The sequence below is a fragment of the Candidatus Leptofilum sp. genome (genome assembly GCF_965223525.1).
Classification (GTDB): domain Bacteria; phylum Chloroflexota; class Anaerolineae; order Promineifilales; family Promineifilaceae; genus Leptofilum.
This window is the reverse complement of the sequence record NZ_CBDCWX010000005.1, coordinates 2,446,366-2,472,560: the sequence shown is the minus strand read 5'-3', so window position 1 is coordinate 2,472,560 and position 26,195 is coordinate 2,446,366. Positions and strand designations below refer to the sequence as shown.

Here is a 26,195-nt window from a genome sequence, read left to right as displayed (position 1 = left end):
CGAAAACGGGAGAACAAAATGAGCGAAGAGGATGTTGATATTCAGGAAACAGTGGTTATTTTTGACACAACCTTGCGCGATGGCGAACAGTCGCCGGGGGCAACGCTTAACGTAGAGGAAAAGCTGGAAATTGCCCGTCAGCTTTCTCGCCTGGGCGTAGACATTTGCGAAGCAGGCTTTCCCATCGCCTCACCGGGCGACTTTGATGCCGTGCGCCGCATTGCCGAGGAGATTGGGCCGCTTACCGAAGGGCGCAAAAGCGGCCAACCAATGGTGATTGCTGGCCTCGCCCGCGCCAATAAGCAAGACATCCAGCGTGCCTACGACGCCGTCAAAGGCGCGCCGCGCCACCGCATCCACACCTTCCTGGCTACCAGCGACATCCATCTAGACCACAAGCTCAAAATGGATCGTGAAGAGTGCATTGACCAAGTCATTGAGTCGGTCTCCTTTGCTAAAAGCCTGTGTGACGATGTGGAATTTTCGCCAGAAGATGCGGGACGCTCTGATCCAGATTTTTTGGTGCAGGTTTTGGGTGAAGCGATTAAGGCTGGGGCCACGACGCTGAATATTCCCGACACGGTTGGGTACACGGCTCCTGAGGAATACGGCCGTCTCATCCGCTACCTCATCGAAAATACCCCAGGTGCCGAGACGGTTGTCTGGTCTACCCACTGCCACAACGACTTGGGGCTAGCAACGGCCAACACGCTGGCTGGCGTTCAAAACGGTGCTCGGCAAGTGGAAGTCACCATCAACGGCATTGGCGAACGAGCAGGCAACACCTCTCTGGAAGAAGTGGCGATGGCAATTTCCACCCGACCCAACTTCTTCAACTTCACCACCAACATAGACACCACCCACATCACCCGCACCAGCCGGATGGTAAGTGCCTACACGGGGATGGTGGTGCAGCCGAACAAAGCGATTGTCGGCGCCAACGCCTTTGCCCATGAAGCGGGGATTCACCAGGATGGGATGTTGAAAAACCAGCTTACCTACGAAATTATGCGACCCGAAACGGTAGGGCTGCACGCCAGCACGCTGGTGCTGGGCAAGCACTCTGGCCGCCATGCCTTCCGCGTGCGGGTGGAAGATTTGGGCTACGATGACCTGGACAAAGATGAGCTGGAACAGGCTTTTCAACGCTTCAAGCGGCTGGCCGACAAGAAAAAGGTGGTCACCGACGCTGACATCGAAGCCATTATTGCCGATGAGATTTACCAGCCGCCGGAAATTTGGAAGCTGAACCAGATTCAAGTCTCCTGCGGCGACCAAAGCATCCCCACCGTGTCTGTCAGCCTAACCGGGCCGGACGGCACGACGTTTATGGATGCGGCTCTGGGAACCGGACCGGTTGATGCCGCCTACCAAGCGATCAACCGCATTGTGGGCGAAGCACCCAAATTGACTGAGTTTTCCATCAACGCCGTCACGGAAGGGTTAGATGCTCAAGCAGAAGCGACAATTCGCATTCAGCCAAGCAATGGCGATGGCAGCTACGCACTCAATCCGCAGACGAGCCAGCATTATGCCCGCACCTTCAGCGGCCACGGGGCCAGCACCGACATCGTCGTGGCTAGCGCCCGGGCTTATCTGAGCGCGCTGAACAAGATGCTGGCAGCGAGTTCAGAGACGGCGAGTGTGGTGGAGCAGGTTGTGGCTGGAGATTAGGGACTGGAGACTTGAGATTATTTATTGCGTTTATAGTTTATACCTTCCTGAAAACAACACAGCGCAGTGAAGAACCTCTCTAAGCATTGCAGGATAAGATATTGTTGGCCTTCATGCGAGATATAGTATGGCAATTAGAATTGAAGACCCTTTTTTAGAAGAAGCTAAATGGCCTGGATGCAGGATAGAATCTCATGAGTTTGGGAAAAAAGAAAATTGTGATCGTCTATTTGAACTTTCTACAGCATATTTGAAATCAGCCAAATTATTGTGCATTGAAATTGGTGAGAATTCCTCCGCTCAAAATTGGCCAAATGCTTCTGTCGTATATTTCTTGTTATACCACGCGACGGAATTATTCCTTAAAGCTTGTATTATTTCCAATAACTCAAACTATAAGCTGAATCATGATATTGGTAAGCTAAAGGCTCAATATTTAGAGATATATTCTAATGAGGATTTTAATTTTCCGTCTCCGTGGGAGCTTTCTCAAGAAAAAATTGAGGATATCATAGGATCGAAAGTCTTTGATGGTGTGGATAGAAACCCAGATCAAAAATACAGATATTTTTCTGACAAAAAAGGTGATCCCCCAAAATCAATAAATGTCTTTTCCCCTGGCTACATATTAAACTACATAGAATTTCTATTGGAAAAATGGGATCAACTGTGGTCGTCAATAGTAATGAAAGACTAACAAAAAATGAAACTGAACTGCGATAGCGGGGCTGCATGAACGGGGATTGGGAATGAAATAGTAGGAAGAGATATGGCTAAATTTTATGAAGCACTCAGTGAAGATTTGCAGGCGTTTATTGCCGCACAGCATATGTTTTTTGTGGCGACGGCTCCGGCAAACGGCCGTATCAATCTCAGCCCCAAAGGATTAGACTGTTTCAGGATCATCAACGCCAACCAGGTTGCCTTTATGAACCTGACTGGCAGCGGTAATGAAACGGCCGCACATTTGGCAGCAGACGGCCGTCTCACCATCATGTTTTGTAGTTTTGCCGGGAAACCGCTCATTTTACGTTTGTATGGAACGGGTCGGGCGATTCATCAGCAAGATGCTGAATGGGTGGATTATGTTCCTTTGTTTCCGCCCGCACCAAACAACCGTAACATCATCCTGATGGACATTGAATCGGTGCAAAGTTCCTGTGGCTTTGCGGTTCCACTTTACGATTATCGGGGAGATAGAGATTTATTGCTCCGATGGGCGGAAAATCGCTGCGAGGAAGGGGTGCAACGCTATTGGGTAGAGAAAAACCAGGCAAGCATTGATGGCTTGCCGACTTATTTATTGGAGAGTAAATGAACGAACCCAGAACAATTATTGACAAAATTTGGGACAGCCATGTGGTAGTGGATGAGCCGGGCAGTCCGGCGGTTTTGTATATTGATTTGCATTTGGTGCATGAGGTGACCTCGCCGCAGGCTTTTTCTGGCTTGCGCGAACGGGGCTTGGGGGTGAAACGGCCGTCTCAAACCATCGCTACCATGGACCACAGCATCCCCACCACACCGATTGGCGTTCCCATCCAGGATGCCATCGCCGCCAAGCAGATTGCCACGCTGGAAGCCAACTGCCGCGACTTTGGCATTCAGCTATTTGGCATGGAGAGTCCCAACCGGGGCATTGTCCATGTCATTGGCCCAGAGATGGGGCTAACCCAGCCGGGCATGACAATTGTGTGCGGCGACAGCCACACAGCCACGCACGGTGCGTTTGGTGCGCTGGCGTTTGGCATTGGCACCAGCGAAGTGGAGCATGTGCTGGCGACCCAGTGCCTGCTGCAAACCAAGCCCAAGACGTATGCTGTGAATGTAAACGGCCGTCTGCCCCAAGGCTGCACTGCCAAAGATATTATCCTGGCACTGCTGGCAAAAATTGGTGTGGGTGGCGGCACGGGGCATGTCTTTGAGTATCGCGGCGAGGCGGTTCGTGCCCTGACGATGGAGCAGCGCATGACCATCTGCAACATGAGCATTGAAGGTGGCGCACGTGCCGGGCTGATCGCCCCAGATGACACGACATTTGAATACATCAAGGGCAAAAAACATGCGCCCCAGGGTGCAGCTTGGAATGACGCTGTGGCGTATTGGCGCAGCCTCGTTTCTGACGAAGGCGCAGTTTACGACAAAGAGATTGACATTGATGCCTCTGTTCTGGAACCGATGATCACCTACGGCACGAACCCGGGTTTGGGGATGAAGATTACCGACAATATTCCCGACCCAATGGCTATTGGCAACATCGGCGAGCGGCAGACGGTGGAAAAAGCGCTGGCCTACATGGATTTGCAAGCAGGCAAGCCGCTGCTGGGACAGCCAGTAGACGTGGTGTTCATCGGTAGCTGCACCAACTCACGCATTTCTGATTTGCGGCAGGCGGCTGAAGTGTTTAACGGCCGTTCCGTGGCAGAAAACGTGCGCGTCATGGTCGTGCCGGGGTCGCAGGATGTGAAAAAGCAGGCCGAAGCTGAAGGGCTGGATCGCATCTTCAAAAATGCGGGCGCAGAGTGGCGCGAAGCGGGCTGCTCGATGTGTATTGCCATGAACGGCGACCAGCTAGAACCAGGACAGTACGCCGTCAGCACCAGCAATCGTAACTTTGAAGGGCGACAGGGCAAAGGTGGGCGCACCTTTTTGGCGAGTCCACTCACGGCAGCGGCAACGGCCGTTACTGGCAAGGTGACGGACGTGCGTAGTTTGCAGTAGCAAATAGAACGCAGATTTACCTGATCGCCCTGATCATATTTATCAGGTAAATCAGGCAAATCTGCGTCCCATTCATGAAGGAGGGGAAAATGGAACACCCAACCTATCACGTAAAAGTGCGCTACGCCGTGGAATGTGTGAAGCAACTTTTGCCGCAGGTGGATGCAGCAACATCGCTGGTGCTGGTGGGCGACCTCTCCCAGTGCCGTTTTAGCAAGCTGGACAGCGTAGTGCGTGAAGCGATTGCCGTTGAAAACCCTGTATTCAGTGAAAGTCATGGTCGGCTCATCGTCCCGTTGAGCGGCGTGAACAAGTTCCAGCTAAAGAACCAGTTGCTGCACCGCATTGGCCTGCGTCAACTCATTACCGAGGTGCAATTGGAGCGATACGGCCGTTTGCTGTTCCACGCTCCCAATAAATTCAACGATCCAGCCCAACTCAGCGACTGGTTCCGCCCACATGTCATCGAGGCACTGGTTCAAGAGGGTATTTTAACTGTCATTGAATCTGGTCAACGAAGGGCTACAAGGCGGGAACGGCCGTCGCGCTTTCAATTTGCCTACCAGTAGATGTAATTGAGTAATTAGGTAATTGGGCAATTACTCAATTACCTAATTACAAACCCAAATAACCTAAAAGAGAGTTCTATGCAACCATTTACAACCTTAACCAGCCACATGGTGGCAATTCCTACAGAAAATATTGACACAGACCAGATCATTCCAGCCCAGTTTTTGAAGACAATTAGCAAAAAAGGGTTGGGTAAAAATTTATTCTTCCATTGGCGGTACAGTGAAGATGGCTCGCCACGTACTGATTTTCCGCTAAATCAGCCAGAGGCACAGGGCGCATCTATTTTGCTGGCAGGGGATAACTTTGGCTGCGGCTCCAGCCGAGAACATGCCCCCTGGTCGCTGATGGATTTTGGCTTTACGGCCGTCATTTCCACCAGCTTCGCCGATATTTTTCGCAACAACTCACTCAAAAACGGCCTACTGCCCATCATCGTGGATGAAGAAACGCATGAGCAGCTTCTGAGTTTGGTGGCCGAAGACCCCAGCACCCAGGTGAGCGTGGATTTAGCCAGCCAGACGGTTACTTTGCCAGACGGCCGTACCGTCCACTTCCCCATAGATAGTTTCAGCAAAACCTGCCTACTCGAAGGGCTGGATCAACTTGGCTACTTACTTAAGCAGGCCGATGCTGTTGCCGCTTACGAAGCCGCGCATCCGGCTCGCGTGAATACAAGCGGCTGATGCCGCGAGATTGGAGACTAGAGATAGAGATTCAACAATCTCCAGTCTCCAGTCTCTAATCTCCTTCCAGGAGAATCGCATGACTAAAATCTTCCTCTACGACACCACTTTGCGTGATGGCACCCAGCGCGAAGGCATTTCCCTTTCGGTGGACGACAAACTCAAAATCACCCAGCGGCTCGATGAATTTGGCATTGATTACATCGAAGGCGGCTGGCCTGGTTCCAACCCGAAGGATGCTGAATATTTCCGCCGCGCCGCGTCGCTTAATTTGCAATACGCCAAAGTTACCGCCTTTGGCAGCACCCGTCGCAAAGGCGTTCGTCCAGAAGAGGATAAAAATTTACAGTTGCTCATCGAGGCCAACACGCCAGCCGTTACCCTCGTGGGCAAAAGCTGGGATTTGCACGTCACGGATGTGCTGGAAGTACGCCTGGAAGAAAATCTAGCAATGGTTGGTGAGAGCGTCGCCTACTGCAAATCCCAAAACAGAGAGGTCATTTACGACGCGGAGCATTTCTTCGATGGCTACAAAGCCAACCCGGAGTACGCCCTGGCGACCATCAAGGCAGCGGCCGTAAACCAGGCCGATTGGGTGGTGCTGTGCGACACAAATGGCGGCTCCCTTCCCTGGGAGATCGAGGAGATTATGGCGGAGGTGAAAACGGCCGTTGGCCCCAACGTCCAAATTGGTATCCACACCCACGATGATGGGGAATGTGGGGTAGCCAACTCGCTGGCAGGCGTGCGTGCCGGGGCAACCCAAGTACAAGGCACCATCAACGGCTACGGTGAACGGGTTGCCAACGCCAACCTGTGCAGCCTCATCCCCGATTTGCAGCTAAAAATGGGGTACGACTGCGTCCCGCCAGAAAAACTAGCCACCCTCACCGAACTCTCCCGCTACGTCGCCGAGGTCGCCAATCTGGATTTAGATGATCACCAACCGTTCGTGGGAACCAGTGCCTTTGCTCACAAAGGCGGTATCCACGTCGCCGCTATGCTCAAAAACCCGCTTAGTTACCAACACATTGAGCCGGAGCTGGTAGGCAACCAGCAGCGTTCCGTCGTTTCGGAGCTGTCTGGGCGAGGCAATTTGGTAGACAAAGCACACCAATTTGGCCTAAACACAGAAAGTCTCGATTTACGCAAAGCCCTCACGCAAATTAAAACGCTAGAGGCGCAAGGCTTCACTTTTGAAGGGGCGGAAGCATCCGTTGAGCTGATGCTACGCCGCACCCATCCCGCCTACGTGCCGCCGTTTGAAGTAATTGACTACTCCGTAAGCGTGCATCAGCGGCGCGGGCGCGGCCTGAACGCGGAAGCCATCGTCAAAGTACGGGTTGGCCCCAAGCGGATGCACACCGTCGCCGAGGGAAATGGCCCGGTTAACGCGCTGGATGCCGCCTTGCGGAAAGCGTTGGTCGATGTGTATCCGCAGCTCAGCAGCATCAAGCTGGTGGATTACAAGGTACGCATTTTAGATGGTGAAAACGCCACGGCAGCCACCACACGCGTCTTAATCGACACACGGCAGGGCAACCAAAGCTGGAGCACGGTCGGAGCCAGCCCCAACATCATAGAAGCCAGCTGGCAGGCATTAGCAGACAGCATGGAATATGCGTTGTTGGGAAATTGAGACACCTGGCAATTAAGAAAATTTGAAGCAGCAGATTAATTAGTTATTGCATATTAAACGGAAAGAGTTGTAGCTACTTTCATATATTTTGGTTCCTGTTAATTAAAATTAAGGTTCAGAACGTCGAATAAAATATGGAGTTTGCATAAGTCTCAATTATAGCATTTGGAGCCACTTCCAATCATTCAATACTGAGGACACCACCTCCGCTCTGATGGTGAGGTCTGGACTAACATTACCACCAGAGCGGAGGTGGTTCTGGGTGCATATCTCTCATTGTTTGGTGATTCCCTTCTAAAAGAAATCGCCTTACTGAACTATCGCCCATTGTCCTCGCAAAATTATTGGAGGTTCGAATATTGCCATTAATGTAGCGGAACAACGGGGATCCTATTGCAAGCCGATTACGATCTCCAGTAAAAACGCCCCCCGCCTTTCTAATTCGGCCCAATAACCATGCCTCGACGATACTTGCTTGTTGTTCCAGATTATACTCACTCCACTGGCGACCGTGCTCAAAGCTGTATTCTCGGCCCACCGCGGCGTGATAAAAGAATATTTCTCTTAATATATGTCTCTCAGCCTGCCAAACATGAGTTAACTCGTGAAATAGTAATGGGGCCTGAAATATCGAACCATTATGCACATAAGCTGAACCTAGGTTTACATAAATTTGACCAATTGTGTTGGGAAACACAAATGGTCTATCCCCTGGCCAAGAGAAATTTGTTAAAATTATTCTATCCCTGTCAGCTAGTGAGTCACCAAAAATATAATTTGCCATTTCCCATTCTTGATCGTTTAGATACCTGTGATCTATTTTCCCGATAAGTGACCCTACTGTAACCATAGTAGGGACTATGTTTTGCATAATTTGAGCTGTTGCACCAACAGGTCCTAATACGGGCCAATATAAGCCTGAAACAATAACTATTTCTCCAGCGATTTGGCCTAGCATTATTATTTCATCTTCAGCAACATGTTTCAGAACCCCGTGGAGTGGATTACCAAAGGCAAATGCCCAGGCAGGAATTGCGCGATATACATCTTCCCCAATACTGACAATTTGCCGAACTACATCAACTGTGCCTTCGACTATCTCGTCACCTTTTGTTACTGCAATTAAGCCACCAACTGGACCGCCGACTGCAACACCAACAATACCCTTAACAACGTCTCCAAAAATACCCATGGCAACCTCCTTGAAAACCGATTTGCTTTCCGTTTACGCCCTAAAAAAATTAAATTATTGTAGAGAAACAAGAATAGGGATTAAACCTTGACCTTTTTCCAATGAACTCAAGGCTTTACCGATTACAGCACCAAATGCTCTAAATGGATCGTCTGCCTTCATTGCATGGCCAACCGTTGGAGAGGTTGTAAGCATATCTCCAACCTGAATAGAACCAAATGTTGCATCAACCTTGCAGTAGACCTTCCCCATCAATGCAACAGGTAATCGTTTATTCTCAGAAGGTTGTCTATCTAATATAATTCCCGGTTTATAATCACCAGCACCAGAAATTATACCTGCAGCCTTTTTGTCATAGGGTTTAGAACTGACGGAAAGTTTGCTTGATTCTTCCAACACCATGACAGTACCAGGTTCGACTTCTCCAATATCTTCATTAATATCAAAATCTTCAGCACAATCGGCGTTCCTTAGTCTAATATCCCCAGAATCTCCATCTAAATGGATAGTTGCCTGGTCGAAAGATTCGTTGTCTCCAGTATTTGGGAACAAAAATATATCCCCATCTTGCCCATTCCCACCAAGTAATATATTCCCACCATTGGCATCAATACGAACTCGATCCTCGCCAGGACCGCTTCTTAAAGACAATCTACTATTCTCTGCATCTAAATGAATTGTTGCCTGATTGCTAGTTTGATTATCTCCGGCATTTGGAAACAAATATATATCCCCATCTTGCCCATTCCCACCAAGCCTCATATTCCCACCATTGGCATCAATACGAACTCGATCCTCGCCAGGACCGCTTCTTAAAGACAATCTACTATTCTCTGCATCTAAATGGATTGTTGCTTGATTGCTAGTTTGATTATCTCCGGTATTTGGAAACAAATATATATCCCCATCTTGCCCATTCCCACCAAGCCTCATATTCCCACCATTGGCATCAATACGAACTCGATCCTCGCCAGGACCGCTTCTTAAAGACAATCTACTGTTCTCTGCATCTAAATGGATTGTTGCCTGATTGGTAGTTTGATTATCTCCGGCATTTGGGAACAAAAATATATCCCCATCTTGCCCATTCCCACCAAGCCATATATTCCCGCCATTGGCATCAATACGAACTCGGTCCTCGTCAGGACCGCTTCTAAATATCAATCTATTATTCTGTGCATCCAAATGGATTGTTACCTGATCTGAATGAACAATAATAAAATCTTCAAAAACATTATTCACAGTATTCATAGTTTCTCCTTTCTAAATACAATCGTCATAAAAGTGTTCTTTTTCAAAAAATTACCTTATTTCATTTATCATAGCGATCAAGCGTTTGGTAAACCGTTTGTTTTTTTGTATAGATGGAATCTTCACCAGTGGATACAACAAAATGGAAGCCAATAGTGAATGTTTTGTCCACATAGAGTCCCATCGTTTTCGAATAACATGTTTGAAAAAACGAAAATAAAACACAACTATTCGTTGCTGTAAAATTGCTGAAAATAATTACCCAATTACCTAATTCCCGACTACAATATCCATATGACGAACCAGAATCACTCACCCGCGAAAACCAGTTTGCATGAGCAAATTGAGAAGATTACCGCGCTGCTAAACAACTTACGGCCGCGTCTGGTGGAGGCTGAGGCAGAGCTGTCGGAACGGCTGGCGGCGATTAGTGCCTTTGAGTTCAAGCTGCGCTCGCGCATTGCCAGGCTCACGGACAAGCTAGACAAGCTGGAAGCGGAAATTCAGGAGCTAAGGCGCAAAATGCGCTGGCTGGGTGAAGGCTGGCAGACCGACCCGGAAAATGAAGCGGCCGCTTGGGCTGCAGGCGAACGCGCGGCCGAATCGGGCGACTATCGGTATCGGGAAATGCCGCAGGTTCCGCGCCAAAAGCTGGCAGAGGAAGAGAAGGTGTCGCTCAAGCAGCTCTATCGCCAGTTGGCACGCCGCTTTCACCCCGACATGGCGGTGGACAAGGAAGATCGTAAATATCGCACCCAGATGATGATGGCGATCAATGCTGCCTACGCGGCCGGCGATTTGGAAAAGTTGGAACAATTGCTCCTGGAACCAGATGCGCCGCACACCATTGTGATCAATTCTGAACAAGAGCAGCTAGATTTGCTAACGCGGGAGTTGACGCGGGTGCAAAATCGGCTGGAAGAGATTAAAGATGAGTTGGCACAGCTAGACAAACATAAAAGCACGTTTATGATGCAGCGGCAGGAAGAAGTGGCAAGAGCGGGTCGTGATTGGTTTGCTGAAGTTGCGGCGCAGCTGCGACAGGATATTGACAAACGAAAAATTGAGCGGGACGTATTGGAGGAGCAGTTGGCAAATATAGAGGCGTTTGATGAAACGGCCGCTTCCCCCGACGATATCGCCGACATTATCTTAGACGCCACCCTGGATGACTCCTTCGACCCCCAAATCTCCGCCGAGTTCGACCGCTACATTGACCGTCGCCGCAGCAAGAACTATTTTGAACAAGATTACGAAGACGATTATGACCTTGATTAGTCGGTAATCGGTATTCAGTAAACGGTAATCGGTGAACGGTCATCGAATAACCGATTACGGACTACCGATAACCGGCCACCGATTACCGAAAAATGCACCCATCTACCCAAAAAGTTGCCGATGCTGCTCTGGAATTGGGGCTAGACATCGAAGTTAAGGAATTTGCCCAAACGACGCGCACGGCGCAGGACGCGGCCGATGCGATTGGCTGTACGCTGGGGCAAATTGTGAAGAGCCTTTGCTTTTCGGTAAATGGTGAGCCAATCATGGCGCTGGTCTCTGGCACAAACCAGCTAGATGAACGCAAGCTGGCCGCTTTGTGCGGCGTGGGGCGCAAAAAGGTGAAACGCGCCACAGCCGACGCAGTGAAAGCGGCGACTGGCTTTAGCATTGGCGGCGTACCGCCCTTCGGCCACCTTACACCGATGACAATTTATGTGGACGAGGATTTGCTACAATTTGAGACGGTTTGGGCGGCGGCAGGGACGCCGTTTGCGGTGTTTGCTATTGCGCCGGGTGATTTGGTGGCTGGGTGTGGCGGAACGGCCGTAAACATTAAAAAGTAGCGCACAAATTGAAAATATTGCGTATTTCGTATTGCGTAGCCACGGGACGTTACGAAATACGCAACACGAAATACGATCAAACTCAAAACATTTCTAACAAAGGAAAAAAGATGGAAGCAAAAATCACATTACTCCCTGGCGACGGGATTGGGCCAGAGGTGGTGGTTGAGGCTGAAAAGGTGCTGGATGCTATTGCCAGCAAATTCGGCCACACCTTCACTACCCAAACAGGTTTGGCAGGGGGCATCGCCATTGATGAGACGGGCAACCCATTGCCCGAAGAGACGCTGGGCATGTGCCTGGCAGGCAGCGCGGTGCTGCTGGGCGCGGTGGGCGGCCCTAAATGGAGCGATCCCACGGCCAAGGTGCGGCCAGAGCAAGGGCTGCTCAAGCTGCGTAAATCGCTGGGCGCGTTTGCCAACATTCGCCCGGTGCGCGTATTTCCAGCTTTGGCAGAGGCCAGTCCGCTCAAAGCAGATCGGGTGCAGGATGTGGACATTGTTTTTGTGCGCGAATTGACCGGGGGCATCTACTTTGGCTCGCCGCAGGGTCGGGAAACGGTGGCTGAAGGACGCAGCGGCCACGACACGATGCGCTACAGCGAGATGGAAATCAAGCGGGTTTTGCGCGTGGCCTTTACGCTAGCCGAGCAGCGCAAAGCGGCTGGCGGGCGAGGCAAAGTGACTTCGGTAGACAAGGCCAACGTGCTTGCCTCATCCCGCGTTTGGCGCGAGGTGGCGCATGAGGTAGCGGCAGAGTACCCGAACATCGAGTATGAAGATGTGCTGGTAGATGCCATGGCAATGTACCTCATCAACCGCCCCGGCGATTTTGACGTGGTAGTGACGGGCAATATGTTCGGCGACATTTTGTCTGATGAAGCCTCGATGATTACTGGCTCGCTGGGGATGCTGCCCTCGGCGGCGCTGGGTGAAGCTGACTCTGTGGGGCTGTACGAACCGATTCACGGCTCTGCGCCGGACATCGCGGGACAGGGCATTGCCAATCCCCTGGCAACCATTTTAAGCACGGCAATGATGCTGCGCTCTAGCTTGGGGTTGGAAAATGAGGCCAATGTGGTGGAAACGGCCGTCTCGCAAGTCCTCGCCGCCGGTCACCGAACGGCCGACATTGCCAAACTGGGCGAAACGCAGGTAAGTACGCAGGAGATGGGCAATTTGGTTGTAGCAAACTTATAAGCAAAATGGCAAAGTCTAAAAAATCGGCAAACAGCTCAGTTGGGAAATATGTTTTGTGGGTGATTGCGGCCGTTTTTGGCGGCTCAATCTTATGGTCGATGTGGGCGGAGACGATTCAACCACTCGCTCAGGCTGGAGATATGCGTGCTGTTTGGCTACATCTGGTTGGGCTGCCGCTGATTTTGTTGGGAACGGCCGTAATCATCTACGGCGGCTTCATATTCATTCGGGACACGTTTGGTGCGTTCAGCCATGAAACCGTACAAGAAAATTTGACCACCATCCGGGCTAAAAAAGCAACGAGTGAGATGCGCTCAAAATGCCAAAATCCTGTTCCGCGCCTGGATACCGGGGGTGCGCTGGCTAGGAGTGGGCTTTCTGCTCATTGCGGCAGGCGGTTTTCTTATCAATTTGTAAAAGGAGTTCAGCGTGCCTAAGATTAGCTTAAATCCAGAATCGTTGTTTAACAGCGTGCAGTATGGCTTTTCGCAAATTGTGGTGGCGCAGGGTAGCCGCGCGGTCTACTTCTCCGGGCAAGTGGCCTGGGATGAAAACCAAAATATCGTGGGCGAGAATGATTTGCAGGCGCAGGTGTGGCAAAGTTTACGGAATGTGGAAACGGCCGTAACCACCGCAGGTGCCACCCTTAACGACATCGCAGCCTTACGCATCTACATCGTCCAAGATTGGATGGATAAAACCGCCCCAGTCAGCGAAGGATTGAAGACATTTTTTCCAGAAAATCCACCCACAGCCACCTGGATTGGGGTGCATTCGTTAGCCCGGCCTGAATTTTTGATTGAGATTGAGGGAACGGCCGTAATTTAGCAGTGGAACCGATATGCCTGAATATCATCGAATCGAAATGCACCAAAAGCTCGAATCAAAGAATGATTTCCCTGTTCTGCTCAAAAAGTTTGAGAATTTTCTGTCCCAAATCAACCTTTTAAATGAGGGAAATAAAGACTGGCTGAAAAACATCTCTTGGGACGTGCCACAAGACGGATTTGTCTACTCTCCCAATGCCCCAGAAGTGAAACTACATTTAAAAGAGGTTTCTATAACGGCTCGCCCCAGCATTCTTGGAATCACATCCATCGTCATGCCTGAATTAAAGGATAATTGGGTCAGTTTTAATTTATCCTTTCCTTCTTCGGAAATCGACGATCTTTCTAACTTTCCAACTGTCCGCTATTACAAAAAACCAATAAAAGCTGTTCTTCAAATCATCGAATTTGCTGCTTGTGAATTTACAAATTTGCCAATCTTTTTAACAAATGAGGCCCAACACGGCCAACCATGGCTTGGGAAAATTCAAAATAATCATGAAAAATTATGGTTTTTTGAATTAGGCAACGTGCCTTCAACATTTGAGGAAATGGTTGCAAGGTCAAATAACCAATTCCATATCTGGATAGAAAATCAGCGAACATGGTTTGCTAACAAACAAGTTTTTCCAGATTCTCCCTGGAATTAACTAATCAATGAGGAGAGGAAATGACGCAATTGAATAAATATAGTTCACGTATCACTCAACCCAAATCGCAGGGGGCATCGCAGGCAATGTTGTATGCGACTGGCTTCCAGCCCGCCGATATGGACAAAGCGCAGGTGGGGATCGCCAGCGTTTGGTACGAGGGCAACTCTTGCAACATGCACCTGCTGGATTTGGCCGCAAAGGTGAAGGAAGGCGTCGCCGCAGCCGATTTGGTGGGGATGCGCTTCAACACCATCGGCGTCAGCGACGGCATTAGCATGGGGACGGACGGCATGAGCTTTTCGCTCCAATCCCGCGACCTCATCGCTGACTCCATCGAGACGATTATGGGGGCGCAATGGTACGACGGCCTAGTGGCTCTGCCCGGCTGCGACAAAAATATGCCCGGCTGCATCATGGCAATGGGGCGGCTCAATCGGCCAGCAATCATGGTGTACGGTGGCACCATTCAGGCAGGCTGCACCGCCAGGCACGCCAAGCTAGACATCGTCTCAGCGTTCCAAAGCTATGGTGAATATTTGGCAGGTAGCATCAGCGACGAAGAGCGTGAGGAAATTGTGCGCCATTCCTGCCCTGGCCCAGGGGCGTGCGGCGGCATGTACACCGCCAACACCATGGCCTCCGCCATCGAGGCACTGGGGATGAGCCTGCCTTACTCCGCCTCCTACCCCGCCGTCTCCGAAGAGAAAGTGAATGAATGTGTGGCAGCTGGTCGCGCCATTCGCACCTTGCTGGAGCGCGACATCAAGCCGCGCGACATCATGACACGGGCGGCATTTGAAAATGCGATGGTGGTCACGATGGCTTTGGGCGGTTCGACCAACGCGGTGCTGCACCTGATCGCCATGGCGCGTTCGGTGGATGTGGATTTAACGATTGACGATTTCCAGGCGGTGAGTGACCGGGTGCCCTTTTTAGCCGATTTGAAGCCAAGCGGCCGTTTCGTGATGGAAGATTTGCACGAAGTGGGCGGCACTCCAGCCGTAATGAAATATCTACACGAAAATGGCCTCATCAACGGCGACTGCCTGACGGTAACGGGCAAAACCGTAGCAGAGAATTTGGCTGATTTGCCAGGGTTGAGTGAGGGGCAGGAAGTGTTACGGCCGTTAGACAATCCCATCAAAGAAAGCGGCCACATCCAAATTCTGCGCGGCAATTTGGCACCAGAGGGTGCCGTCGCCAAAATTACGGGTAAAGAGGGGCTGGTATTCAGCGGCACGGCCAACGTTTTTGACTCGGAAGAAGAAATGCTGGCAGCGTTGGAAGATGGCAAAATCCAAAAAGGAGACGTCATCATCATTCGCTACGAGGGGCCAAAGGGTGGCCCTGGGATGCCGGAGATGTTGACGCCAACGAGCGCCATCATGGGTGCTGGCTTGGGTAAAGATGTGGCGTTGATGACAGACGGCCGTTTCTCCGGTGGCAGTCACGGCTTCATCGTGGGGCATATTACCCCAGAGGCGCAGGAAGGCGGCCCCATTGCCCTGGTGAAAACTGGCGACAAGGTGACGATTGATGCCCAAAATCGCACCATCAACATGGACGTGAGCGACGAGGAAATTGCAAAGCGCCGCACCGCCTGGGCCACCCCGCCCTACAAAGCCACGCGGGGCACGCTGTACAAATACATCAAGAACGTCAAGTCTGCCTCTGAGGGCTGCGTGACGGATGAGTAAAAAAACGGCCGTTCTCATCGCAATCGCTAACCTTTTGCTATTCATCATTTACCGTTACAAATGGTTTACAACCCCTTCTTGTTCCGTTAACAACCATTCTCTATAATCCTAACATGAGCTTTGAAATTGGTTCCACAGTTGGCAGCTACCGAATTGAAGAAAAACTCGGCCAAGGCGGGATGGCCACCGTCTACAAGGCATACCATGAGCGGCTGGACCGCTACCGCGCCATCAAAGTTTTGCACACCATCTTCAAGGATGACGATAGCTTCCTGCGCCGCTTTACCCGCGAAGCGCAGGTAGTCGCACGCCTGGAACACCCCAATATTGTTCCCGTCTACGACTTTGCCGAGCATGATGGCTATCCATACCTGGTGATGCGCTTTGTGCAAGGCGAAACACTCAAGGAGCGGCTGAGCCAGGGCACACTTTCCACGAAAGAGATGATTCGCATTGCCAGTCGGGTAGCCGACGGCCTGGATCATGCCCACAAACAGGGCGTGCTGCACCGGGATATTAAGCCATCGAACATTTTACTAACGCAGGGGGGCGGTGTCTTCATTGCCGATTTTGGTCTGGCGCGAATTACTCAATCTGGCGAATCAACGATGTCGCAAGATATGATTATGGGCACGCCCCAGTACATTTCGCCAGAACAAGCCAAAGGCAACATGGAGCTAGACGGCCGTACTGACATCTACTCATTTGGCATTGTGGTGTATGAAATGGTCACCGGGCGGGTGCCGTTTGCCTCAGACACCGGTTACTCCGTGATCCACTCCCAAATTTTTGACCCGCCGCCATTGCCCAGCAGCCTGAATGACAAAATTAGCCCCGCGTTAGAAATGGTGCTGCTTAAAGTGCTCAGCAAAGAACCAATAGAGCGGTACGCAACCGCTGGTGAATTCGTGACTGCCTTCAAGGAAGCATTGGAAGATGCCCCCAGCAAGATCGGGCCAGCCGGTGCGGCCGTTTTGCCAGACAGCACCGAGAAGAAAACCCAGCCTGTAGAAACGGCCGTTCTCATCCCCAGTGAACCGCCCCCAGCTTTACCAACGCTTGATGATGAAGCCCCGACTGCTGTTGCCCCTACCGCCGAAAAAGAGACAAAGCGTAGACGGCCGTTGGTGCTGGTGGGCATTGGCGTTTTAGTAGGAATGTGTCTGTGTGCGGGTCTCATTTTTGTACTTACCGACGGATTTTCGCCCCAAAACAACGAGCCAATTGCCGAAGAGCCTGAAGACGAAGACGATCTTGACGCCCCGCTGCCGGAATTTGACGATGAAGAGCCACTGCCACCAGAAATAGAGCTGCCAGAAGTGGTGCGCCCTGTTGAAGAACTCCTGCCGCTTTATGAAGAAAATCCTGAAAACAACCTGCTTGCCGCCGAATTGGCCGCTGCCTTCATGCGGGATGACCAAGTTGAAGAAGCACGCCACATTGTTCGAGACATGGTAAGCCGAATGCGGATGCCCGTTGCCCTAAACGCATTGGTAAACCGGCTGATGGAGCAAGAGCAGTACGAGTTAGCCAACGTGGTGCTAGAAGAAGGGCTCGTTCGCTTCCCACGAGATATTGAGATTCAGCAAAATTTGATGATGGCTTATTTGCTTGAAGATCTATCCGCTCGTCGCATTGAAGAATATCTCGGCAGACTTGAAGAGGATGCCCACCACCCAACAACCATCGCTATTGGCGAAGCGTACATTTTGTACGACGAGGATTTGCTGCCGGAAGCGCTGTCCATTTTAGAGTCGCCAGAAGCATTTGACGACGGCCGTTACGCCGCCGATCTTTTCTTCATTAAAGGCATTTTACTGCTAGAGCTGGACGAACCAGAAGAGGCTTTGGATACATTTGAAGAAGCCATGGTCCACGAACCCCCCTTCTGGCTGGCTACCCGGATCGAAGAAAACATCATAGAATTACGGCCGTAAATACGAATCAATAGATTTCGCAGATTCAACAGATTTCTCTCTTTTCTCTGTGGTCTCTGTAGCAAAATTAGTTTCAAGGAGTGTCATGCGTACCCCAATTATTGCTGGAAACTGGAAAATGAACAAAACGGCCGTGGAAGCCGTAGAATTTGTACGTGAAATTCGCAACGGCCTCGGCCAAATCAAAGGTGTAGACAAGGTCGTTTGCCCGCCCTTCATCAGCCTACCTGGCGTTTTCGACGCGCTACAGGCCACTGACATTGGCGTGGGTGCCCAAAATATGCACTTTGCCGACAGCGGCGCTTACACAGGCGAATGCGCCCCCAACATGCTCACCCCATTCTGCCAATATGTCATCATTGGCCACTCTGAGCGGCGTGAATATTTTAATGAAACGGACGAAGGCGTAAACCAAAAAGCCAAAGCAGCCCTGGCGCACGGCCTCACCCCCATCATTTGCGTAGGCGAAACGCTGGCGCAAAATGAAGCGGGCGAAACGCAAGCATTTGTGAGTGGGCAAGTGCGGGCTGCGCTAGATGGCTTGACTGCCGAACAAGTTGCTAGCCTCATCATTGCCTACGAGCCAATTTGGGCCATCGGCACGGGCAAATCTGCCACGGCTGCCCAGGCAGGCAGCATCATCGGCCTCAGCGTGCGCGGCCCCATCGCTGAGATGTTTGGCGAAGAAACCGCCCAAAAAGTGCGAATACAGTACGGTGGCAGCGTGAAAGAGCACAATATCGCCGACTATATGGCTCAACCAGACATTGATGGCGCGCTGGTTGGCGGGGCGAGCCTCAAAGCCAGCTTTGTTGAACTGGTGAGAAATGCCAAAGGATAAGATTCGACACTGCTTGTTATTCCCGCGCAGATGGGAATCCATATTTTTGCAGGAAAATGGATGCCCGCTTTTGCGGGTATGACAGGTGCGAATTTTTTCGCTTTGCTCCAGTAGAGAAATTTTATGAGCAGCGTCATCATGCCCTTCGTTTGGGTTGCTTTTGCCCTCGTCATCCTGCTCATCATGCAGCGGTGGATTCACACCCACCTGCATGGTCTTTCTTTGCTGCTGATGGGCAAGCCAGAGCGGGCTGTCATTTTATACGCAATTATTTTGCTACCCGGTGTCTTTTTGCACGAACTTAGCCATTGGCTGGCCGCTACCTTTTTGGGCGTTCGTACCGGTGGCTTCTCCATTATTCCCAAAATGCAGCCGGATGGCACGGTGCAGCTAGGCTATGTGGAATATTTCAAAGGCCGCACCCTCGGCCCCATCCGTGAAAGTTTGATTGGGGGCGCACCGTTGATTTTGGGAACGGCCGTTATCCTCCTCATTGGCTTCCGTGTCTTTAGCGTTACGGAACTGACTGCTGCTTTCCAATCTGGCCAGCTAGATTTATTGGTGGCAGCCCTGAAACAAGTTTACCTAACGCCAGACTTTCTGCTGTGGCTTTACCTGCTTTTTGCCATCGCCAACGGCATGATGCCTAGTCGCTCCGACCGCCGCGCTTGGCCCGCTTTCCTGTTCACAATGGTCGCCGTGGGCATCGTCCTGTCAATCTTAGGCTGGACAGGCCTTATTCTGGATAGTCTGATAGAGCCAGCAACCATTGTGTTTAGCTATCTGGGGCTGGCCCTGTCAATGGCCATTGGTGTCAACTTCTTCTTCATGGCAGTTATTGCCGGACTTGAAGCGCTTTTGGGACGCGCCAAAGGGGTTTCGGTTGTGTATGGCCCACCAAGTTCATAAATGAGTTCACTGAAAAAACCGCAAATTCCGCAGATTAAAACAGATTGTCGCTCTGATTATCTCAAAATCCTCTGTGGCTTTTTTCAGCAAAGCCAGAAATGATTACTGTTTTAATCACCACGTACCGCGAGGCGGCCACCATTGGCCTAGCTCTGGATGCGTTTTTGCCTCAGCTTCCCGCTGCAAGCGAGCTACTGGTCATTTGCCCAGATGCAGAGACAACGGCCGTTGTGCACCAATACGCCAAAAAATTCCCCCGCGTTCGCCATGTGCCAGAGCCAGAACGGCGCGGCAAGCCCGCTGCGCTCAATCTTGGTTTGCAGGCGGCTCAGGGGGACATCGTGATTTTTAGTGACGGGGATGTAGTGATTGGTGACGCTGCGCTCGCGCCATTGCTGGCTCCTTTTGCGGATGAGAAAGTGGGTGCGGTGACGGGACGGCCGTTTTCCAGCAGTCCACGCGCAACGAAGCTCGGCTACTGGTCACACGTTTTGGTAGAAGGCGCTCACCAAACCCGGCTAGCTCGTGATGCGACTGGCGACTTTTTGCTTTGCTCAGGTTACCTTTTTGCCGCCCGCCGTAGCCTCATCCAGTCCATTCCGGAGGATGCCCTGGCAGAGGACGCCGTGATCTCTCACCGCATTGCAGAACAAGGTTTTCGGATTCGGTATGCGCCGGATGCGGCCGTTTTTGTGAAATACCCCGACAATTACGCCGACTGGCTACGACAAAAGGTACGCTCCACTGGTGGCTATGCACAGGATTACGTCCGCAACTCCCCATTTTCTATGCGCTCTGCCAAATTGGAAGCGCAACAAGGCTCGCTGCTGGCTCTAAAATTTGCCCAGTCACCCCGCGAACTGTGGTGGACGCTGCTGCTTTTTGTGGCGCGGCTTCATTTATGGTTGCTGGTTTTTTGGCGGGTGCGGGTATTGAAACGGCCGTTAACTACCCTCTGGCAGCGCGTCGAAAGTACTAAGTAATTGATCTCCTCAGCTTTGTATTGTTAACGCGTCGAAGTTGCTTCCTCACTAAATATCAATTTACACAGCCCAAACATGCTCCATTTGTCAGTGGAACACCGCATGCTTATTTTGTCATATATATTGACATATTATATATAAATATATATAGTATGTTTGTATATATGGAAGAGGAGATCCCATGAATATCGGTTTAATTATCTTATTAACATTGGCTGGTCTGGCTCTCTTAGCCCTTATCATCTATCTGGTCAACAATTTCCTCAAAGCAAAAAAAATCAACGCCATCAGAGCCACATTAGGTGCTGAAGCACCTATTATCAAAGTAGACGCTCTCTCTTTTCGTGATCTCAATAAAAACGGCGTGCTCGATCTATACGAAGATTCCCGTAGACCCATCAATGAGCGGGTGGAAGATTTGCTTAACCGAATGACGCTGGCAGAGAAAGCCGGCATGATGTTCCAGACAATGATGGGCATCAACAAGGATGGGTCACTGGCCGACAAAACCTCCTTATTTAACCCAGTGGCTACAACTGAAATGGTCGTCGAGAGAAAGATGAATCATTTCAACGTTATGGAACTGCCTCCCCCGAGGCTCATGGCCGAATGGGTCAATCGTGTACAAAAACTAGCAGAGCGTACCAGGCTAGGCATCCCTATTTCCATCGCCTCGGATCCGCGTCATGCCTTCACCACAAATCCGCTAACCAGTCGGTTTGCTGGTGAGTTTTCCTTATGGCCAGAGCAGCCCGGTTTTGCCGCCATCGGGGATGAAGCTGTGACGCATGCGTTTGGCAATATTGCCAGGCAAGAATATCTGGCTGCTGGCATTCGGGTTGCGCTGCACCCGATGGCCGATCTGGCAACTGAACCACGTTGGGGTAGAGCGAGTGGCACGTTTGGTGAAGATGCAGAGCTATCCAGCAGGCTGATTAAAGCCTACATTTTGGGCTTTCAGGGGGATGAGATTGGGTCAGAAAGCGTCTCCTGCATGACAAAACATTTTCCTGGCGCTGGACCACAAGAAGACGGTGAGGATGCTCATTTCTCCTATGGAAAAAATCAGGTTTATCCAGGCGAAAATTGGGATTATCATTTACGGCCGTTTGAAGCCGCCTTTGAAGCCGGCACATCCCAGATCATGCCTTATTACGGCCGTCCCGTCGGCACACAATACGAGGAAGTCGGTTTTGGCTTCAACAGGGGCGTCATTACCGGCTTACTGCGAGAAAAATATAGCTTTGACGGGATCGTCTGTACCGATTGGATGCTGCTCACCGGGATGAAGATGTTTGGCAAGACTATCATGGAGGCCAAAGCGTGGGGGGTGGAGCATCTTTCAATCTCTGAAAGAGCCAAGAAGGTTGTCGAAACCGGAGTCGATCAATTTGGTGGTGAAGCTTGTCCAGAAGTGATCATAGAGCTCGTTAAAAGTGGGCAGCTTTCTGAAGAAAGAATTGATGAATCTGTACGACGCTTACTTCGTGAAAAGTTCCGCTTGGGCTTGTTTGACAATCCATACCTCGATCCAGAAGCATCTGCACAAGTTATTGGCAACTCCACCTTTCGGGAAGCTGGTAAATTGGCTCAGAGACAATCATTTGTCCTGCTAAAAAATGATGAACATGGCGGTTTGCCCGCTTTGCCACTATCAGGGAAACCAAAAGTCTATGTCGAAGGAATTGCCGCAGAGATTGCAAAACAGTATGGTGAAATCGTCAAGAAGCCCACCGAAGCAGATTTTGCCATCTTGCGCCTTTCGACCCCGTATGAAAAACGACGCGGGTTATTGGAACGGTTTGTCCATGCGGGTGACCTGGATTTCAAGGGCAAGGAAAAGGCACGGCTGCTAAAAATTATGACGGCCGTTCCTACCATCGTTGATATTTACCTGGAGAGACCGGCTGTTATTCCCGAGATTGCGGAAACGGCCGTTGCCTTACTTGCCAACTTTGGTGCCGAAGATGATGCCGCTCTCGATGTGATCTTTGGTAACCACATCCCCAACGGCAAACTACCATTTGAACTACCATCCTCGATGGAAGCCGTTCGGCAGCAGCGGGAAGACGTACCCTGTGACTCAGAGAATCCCCTTTTTCCATTTGGATTCGGTTTAACCTACAAATAAGAGAGCAAGAGAGGCTTAGCAAATGAAGCTAGAATATTTAATCCTCGGTTTGCTGAAAATGAATCCCCGAACCGGTTACGACATCAAAAAATACCTGGATACTGAAGGCCGTTTTGGCAGAGCCAGGGCACCCCTCAGCCAAATCTACACGACTTTGAAGCGGATGACCCACAACAGTTGGGTAATATTCGAAGAAGAAGTACGAGAAGGCAAGCCAGATGCCAAGATATATCACAATACAGATATCGGGGAGAAGGTATTAATAGATTACCTACACAGTCCAGTAGAACCTTCATTTCGGATATGGGAAGGCGACATTCTGTATAGAGTAATATTTGCGTTTTTAGTCGAGCCAGAGGTCATTCTTGAAAAATTGAGAACAGAGCTGGCGTTTCGCCAAGATCAAATCGCCAAATTTCGCAACCGAGACCGCACCACAGACGCATCAGCTTTATCAAAAGAACAAACAGCCTACGCTCAAGAGATTTACGAAATGATCCATAGCAATGGTGCAAAATCAATAGATGCCTATGTCCTCATGTTGGAAGAGATGATCGTATTTTTTGAAGACCGAAAGAACTGAAACGTGACCTTTTTATTCTCTTCAGATTCATAACACAGGACCGCCTATGAGCAAACAATTGGTTATCCCTTGCGCCTAAATCATCACAATATCCCTACAAATAATCCATTAGCACGAACGAGGAGAATCAAAAATGACGGCTGAAACAGCAGTTCCACAAGAAATTACGTCACAAGAAAAACCAAAAATTGAAGGGCGCTGGAAAAGCGGGTTCTCGTTGAGCTTCGCATCATTTTTGGATAACAACGAAGGCACTTCTTTTATTACAGCCATGTTCCCCATTATTCGGGAGCAATTAGGTATGTCTTTGGGTACGTTGGGCTGGATGGCCGCCTTGCCTAAGATTTTAGCCGTCATCTTTGGCCCATTCTGGGCAAGTGTAGGGCGCAAATATAATCGCAAAAACGTGCTGATATTTGCAACTGGTATCTGGGGGCTGTGGGCGATTGCAATCGGCTTATCCCAAAGCGTGACCCAACTTTTTCTATTTGTCATCATCTCTTTGATTGGTGCTGTGGCCAGTCAGCCATTGATGCAAGAAATGCTAATGGATTTATTTGGCGATGAGGAGCGCGGCAAAGCTGTAAGCCTTGTGTTCGGTGCTTCGGCAATCGTGATTATTCCCATGTTTGCAGTGAACGCCTGGTTAGCCACAATGGACAACGGCTGGCGTATTGGATTCTATGCGGCTGGCATTCTCAGTGCCCTCAGTGGGTTGATTATCTGGCGTTTCCTAAATGATCCCGGTCGTGGTGCTTCTGAAAGTGAACTCGCCGAGGTCGAACAAGTACGCAAAGAAGAGTATGGCCTTGTCAATTGGGAAGAGGTGAAAGAGCTGTTCCAGATCAAAACATTCGTCCTGATGCTTGGGCAGCGCGTACTTAGCGGACATCTACTCATGCTTTCCTTTGGTGTAGTTTACATGGTAGACGTACTCGGTTTGGATACCCCCCAAGCAAACTTGATGATGATCCCTTTAATGGTTGGAGTAATATCTGGCATGTTTGCTTTTGGCTTTATAGGTGATTGGATTCACAAAAAGTCTCCCCAATATGGTCGTATTGGAGCGATACAATTCATCCAATTTGTCTATGCAATTATGGCTTTCTTTGGAACACAATTTTTGTACGACAACGTTGCCATTTATGGTGTATTGTTCTTCAGTATGGGCTTTTTCGGTTCGGCAAATATGGGTGTCAATCGGCCAATCGTCGCTTCGGTCGTGCGCCCCGAACTTCGGGGAACTGCATTTGCACTATTTGTCTCGGTGTTTGAGGCAATTGCATGGGCAATATACAATGTTGTCGCCGGACAACTCGGTGAAATCTATGGTCTAAAGCCTGTCTTCCTCGCGGTACTTGTGATTTTGATGCTGGTTAACACGGCCTTTATTACCCTGCTTTACAAACCTTATGCCAAAGATGTGCAAGCCCTCAAAGATTCTCTAGCCACACGGCGTGACAATTATGTGAATGCAAACCTGGCCAGCTAAAATATGAACAAGAAAAAAACAGAACTCCGGCTCGAAAACCACCGAAGGTATTTGGATTCCATTGAAAATATAGTGGATAACAATCCCCCCAATATCGTTTTGGTTTTTGTAGACGACATGGGCTATGGTGACATCTCGTGCTTTGGCTCAACCGCGATCCATACACCTCATCTGGATGCCTTGGCTGAGAACGGCGTAAAGATGAACAATTTTTATGCCTCAAGTCCGATTTGTTCGCCATCTCGCTTTGGCTGTCTGACAGGACGGTATCCTACACGCGGTTTCATTCACAGCGTGTTCTTCCCTGATAGCCATCCCATTGGCAAAATCATGAGTCCGTTCATGTTTCCATATGGTGTCAGAGGAATCTTGCCAGATGAGATCACCATTGCTGAAGCACTGCAAGCAGGGGGGTATAAAACAGGAATGTTTGGCAAGTGGCATTTGGGTGATAAAAGTCCCTATTTGCCTAATGAGAAGGGATTTGACTATTTCTTCGGCTCATACTATTCAAACGATATGAAACCGTATGCTTATTATCGCAACGATGATCTCGTCATCGAAGCGCCTGCGGATCAAACGACATTAACCAAGGCTATTGCTGGTGAAATAGTAACCTTTATTGACGACAACAAAGATAATCCTTTCTTTGTATATTATCCATCTCCTTTCCCACATGATCCTGTTCATGCAAGCAGCAATTTTGCTGGCACATCACATGGGGGCACATACGGGGATTGTGTGCAGGAACTTGATTGGAGTATTGGAGAGATCGTCAGGAAGTTAGACGAGCATGGGCTAACCGAGAACACATTAATCATCTTCACCAGCGACAATGGCCCCTGGTTCGAAGGCAATCCTGGCTACCATCGTGGACGCAAAAACAACTCGTTTGATGGCGGACAAATGGTACCGTTCATTGCATCTTGGCCTGACGAAATCCCGAAAGGGATTGAGGTCGATGCGGTCGCCATGAACATTGATTTCTTCCCAACCATCTTGAAAATGGCCGGTATTCCGCTGCCCAATGACCGTGAGATTGACGGCGTTGACATGCTGCCGCTGTTGAAGAACGAAACTTCAGAGACGATCCATGATGATTTTTACTTTATTAAAGGCAAGAAGGTCATGGGGGTGCGCACAAAAGATAACTTCAAATACATTGATCGCCATCGCTGCGAAAATGGATCGTATTGGATTGCAAAGCAAGGCCCTTTCCTCTTCGATCTTAATTTTGATCCTACTGAGTCTTATAATGCCCGTGACCATTTCCCCGAAAAATTTGAAGCGATGCAGGAGATGCTAGAAGGAAAACGGGAGGAAATGGAAAGCAATCCACGCGGCTGGAAACTGCAATGAATATAAA

24 protein-coding genes are annotated in these 26,195 nt (G+C 50.1%); 22 read left to right on the top strand and 2 right to left on the bottom strand.

Features of this window, described 5'->3' with window-relative positions:
- The first annotated feature begins 18 nt into the window (after window positions 1-18).
- The 7 genes from ACOQPM_RS16310 to cimA all read left to right on the top strand — a co-directional run bounded on the left by ACOQPM_RS16310 (window position 19) and on the right by cimA (window position 7,290).
- On the top strand, window positions 19-1,674 hold the full coding sequence (locus ACOQPM_RS16310; RefSeq protein WP_420630333.1) for a 2-isopropylmalate synthase: 1,656 nt from the start codon (window positions 19-21) through the stop codon (window positions 1,672-1,674).
- Window positions 1,675-1,801: 127 nt separating this feature from the next.
- A complete protein-coding gene (locus tag ACOQPM_RS16305) occupies window positions 1,802-2,371 on the top strand; it encodes a hypothetical protein (RefSeq protein WP_420630332.1) in 570 nt (189 codons plus the stop codon).
- A 72-nt stretch (window positions 2,372-2,443) separates the two neighbouring features.
- Window positions 2,444-2,992 (top strand): pyridoxamine 5'-phosphate oxidase family protein, encoded by a 549-nt coding sequence (locus ACOQPM_RS16300; protein WP_420630331.1) that lies wholly within the window; start codon window positions 2,444-2,446, stop codon window positions 2,990-2,992.
- Window positions 2,989-4,395: a 3-isopropylmalate dehydratase large subunit gene (gene leuC, locus ACOQPM_RS16295; protein ID WP_420630330.1), complete on the top strand. Its 1,407-nt coding sequence runs from the start codon at window positions 2,989-2,991 to the stop codon at window positions 4,393-4,395. Before ACOQPM_RS16300 ends, leuC begins: the two co-directional genes overlap by 4 nt.
- An 89-nt stretch (window positions 4,396-4,484) precedes the next feature.
- On the top strand, window positions 4,485-4,964 hold the full coding sequence (locus ACOQPM_RS16290) for a hypothetical protein (RefSeq protein WP_420630329.1): 480 nt from the start codon (window positions 4,485-4,487) through the stop codon (window positions 4,962-4,964).
- Window positions 4,965-5,042: 78 nt separating this feature from the next.
- Complete coding sequence (gene leuD / locus ACOQPM_RS16285) at window positions 5,043-5,651, top strand: 3-isopropylmalate dehydratase small subunit (RefSeq protein WP_420630328.1); 609 nt, start codon at window positions 5,043-5,045, stop codon at window positions 5,649-5,651.
- 79 nt (window positions 5,652-5,730) lie between these two features.
- Window positions 5,731-7,290: a citramalate synthase gene (gene cimA, locus ACOQPM_RS16280; protein WP_420630327.1), complete on the top strand. Its 1,560-nt coding sequence runs from the start codon at window positions 5,731-5,733 to the stop codon at window positions 7,288-7,290.
- 235 nt (window positions 7,291-7,525) lie between these two features.
- On the opposite strand, the gene ACOQPM_RS16275 is transcribed toward cimA, so the two are convergent.
- Both ACOQPM_RS16275 and ACOQPM_RS16270 read right to left on the bottom strand, forming a co-directional pair.
- Window positions 7,526-8,482 (bottom strand): hypothetical protein, encoded by a 957-nt coding sequence (locus ACOQPM_RS16275; RefSeq protein WP_420630326.1) that lies wholly within the window; start codon window positions 8,480-8,482, stop codon window positions 7,526-7,528.
- A gap of 54 nt (window positions 8,483-8,536) precedes the next feature.
- Window positions 8,537-9,733, bottom strand: coding sequence for a hypothetical protein (locus tag ACOQPM_RS16270; protein WP_420630325.1), 1,197 nt, complete (start codon window positions 9,731-9,733; stop codon window positions 8,537-8,539).
- A 294-nt stretch (window positions 9,734-10,027) separates the two neighbouring features.
- Between ACOQPM_RS16270 and ACOQPM_RS16265 the strand changes: the two genes are divergently transcribed.
- The 15 genes from ACOQPM_RS16265 to ACOQPM_RS16195 all read left to right on the top strand — a co-directional run bounded on the left by ACOQPM_RS16265 (window position 10,028) and on the right by ACOQPM_RS16195 (window position 26,188).
- Window positions 10,028-11,011 carry a hypothetical protein gene (locus ACOQPM_RS16265; protein WP_420630324.1) on the top strand — a complete coding sequence of 328 codons (984 nt, stop codon included), beginning with the start codon at window positions 10,028-10,030 and terminating at the stop codon, window positions 11,009-11,011.
- 92 nt (window positions 11,012-11,103) lie between these two features.
- On the top strand, window positions 11,104-11,577 hold the full coding sequence (locus ACOQPM_RS16260) for a YbaK/EbsC family protein (protein ID WP_420630323.1): 474 nt from the start codon (window positions 11,104-11,106) through the stop codon (window positions 11,575-11,577).
- 110 nt (window positions 11,578-11,687) lie between these two features.
- Window positions 11,688-12,776 (top strand): 3-isopropylmalate dehydrogenase, encoded by a 1,089-nt coding sequence (leuB, locus tag ACOQPM_RS16255; RefSeq protein ID WP_420630322.1) that lies wholly within the window; start codon window positions 11,688-11,690, stop codon window positions 12,774-12,776.
- 5 nt (window positions 12,777-12,781) lie between these two features.
- Window positions 12,782-13,213 carry a hypothetical protein gene (locus ACOQPM_RS16250; protein ID WP_420630321.1) on the top strand — a complete coding sequence of 144 codons (432 nt, stop codon included), beginning with the start codon at window positions 12,782-12,784 and terminating at the stop codon, window positions 13,211-13,213.
- A complete protein-coding gene (locus ACOQPM_RS16245) occupies window positions 13,206-13,604 on the top strand; it encodes a RidA family protein (protein WP_420630320.1) in 399 nt (132 codons plus the stop codon). Before ACOQPM_RS16250 ends, ACOQPM_RS16245 begins: the two co-directional genes overlap by 8 nt.
- A gap of 13 nt (window positions 13,605-13,617) precedes the next feature.
- Entirely contained in the window at window positions 13,618-14,253 is a 636-nt protein-coding gene (locus tag ACOQPM_RS16240) for a hypothetical protein (protein ID WP_420630319.1), read from the top strand.
- A 20-nt stretch (window positions 14,254-14,273) separates the two neighbouring features.
- Window positions 14,274-15,953: a dihydroxy-acid dehydratase gene (gene ilvD / locus ACOQPM_RS16235; protein ID WP_420630318.1), complete on the top strand. Its 1,680-nt coding sequence runs from the start codon at window positions 14,274-14,276 to the stop codon at window positions 15,951-15,953.
- A 113-nt stretch (window positions 15,954-16,066) separates the two neighbouring features.
- Window positions 16,067-17,890 (top strand): protein kinase domain-containing protein, encoded by a 1,824-nt coding sequence (locus tag ACOQPM_RS16230; protein ID WP_420630317.1) that lies wholly within the window; start codon window positions 16,067-16,069, stop codon window positions 17,888-17,890.
- Window positions 17,891-17,975: 85 nt separating this feature from the next.
- Window positions 17,976-18,731: a triose-phosphate isomerase gene (gene tpiA, locus ACOQPM_RS16225; protein ID WP_420630316.1), complete on the top strand. Its 756-nt coding sequence runs from the start codon at window positions 17,976-17,978 to the stop codon at window positions 18,729-18,731.
- 123 nt (window positions 18,732-18,854) lie between these two features.
- On the top strand, window positions 18,855-19,640 hold the full coding sequence (locus ACOQPM_RS16220) for a hypothetical protein (RefSeq protein ID WP_420630315.1): 786 nt from the start codon (window positions 18,855-18,857) through the stop codon (window positions 19,638-19,640).
- 98 nt (window positions 19,641-19,738) lie between these two features.
- Window positions 19,739-20,623, top strand: coding sequence for a glycosyltransferase (locus ACOQPM_RS16215; protein ID WP_420630314.1), 885 nt, complete (start codon window positions 19,739-19,741; stop codon window positions 20,621-20,623).
- 181 nt (window positions 20,624-20,804) lie between these two features.
- Window positions 20,805-22,754: a glycoside hydrolase family 3 protein gene (locus ACOQPM_RS16210; RefSeq protein WP_420630313.1), complete on the top strand. Its 1,950-nt coding sequence runs from the start codon at window positions 20,805-20,807 to the stop codon at window positions 22,752-22,754.
- A 22-nt stretch (window positions 22,755-22,776) separates the two neighbouring features.
- On the top strand, window positions 22,777-23,337 hold the full coding sequence (locus ACOQPM_RS16205; RefSeq protein ID WP_420630312.1) for a PadR family transcriptional regulator: 561 nt from the start codon (window positions 22,777-22,779) through the stop codon (window positions 23,335-23,337).
- Window positions 23,338-23,470: 133 nt separating this feature from the next.
- Window positions 23,471-24,829, top strand: a complete 1,359-nt coding sequence (locus ACOQPM_RS16200) for an MFS transporter (protein ID WP_420630311.1) — start codon at window positions 23,471-23,473, stop codon at window positions 24,827-24,829.
- Window positions 24,830-24,832: 3 nt separating this feature from the next.
- Window positions 24,833-26,188 (top strand): sulfatase, encoded by a 1,356-nt coding sequence (locus ACOQPM_RS16195; RefSeq protein ID WP_420630310.1) that lies wholly within the window; start codon window positions 24,833-24,835, stop codon window positions 26,186-26,188.
- The last annotated feature ends 7 nt before the right edge of the window (window positions 26,189-26,195 follow it).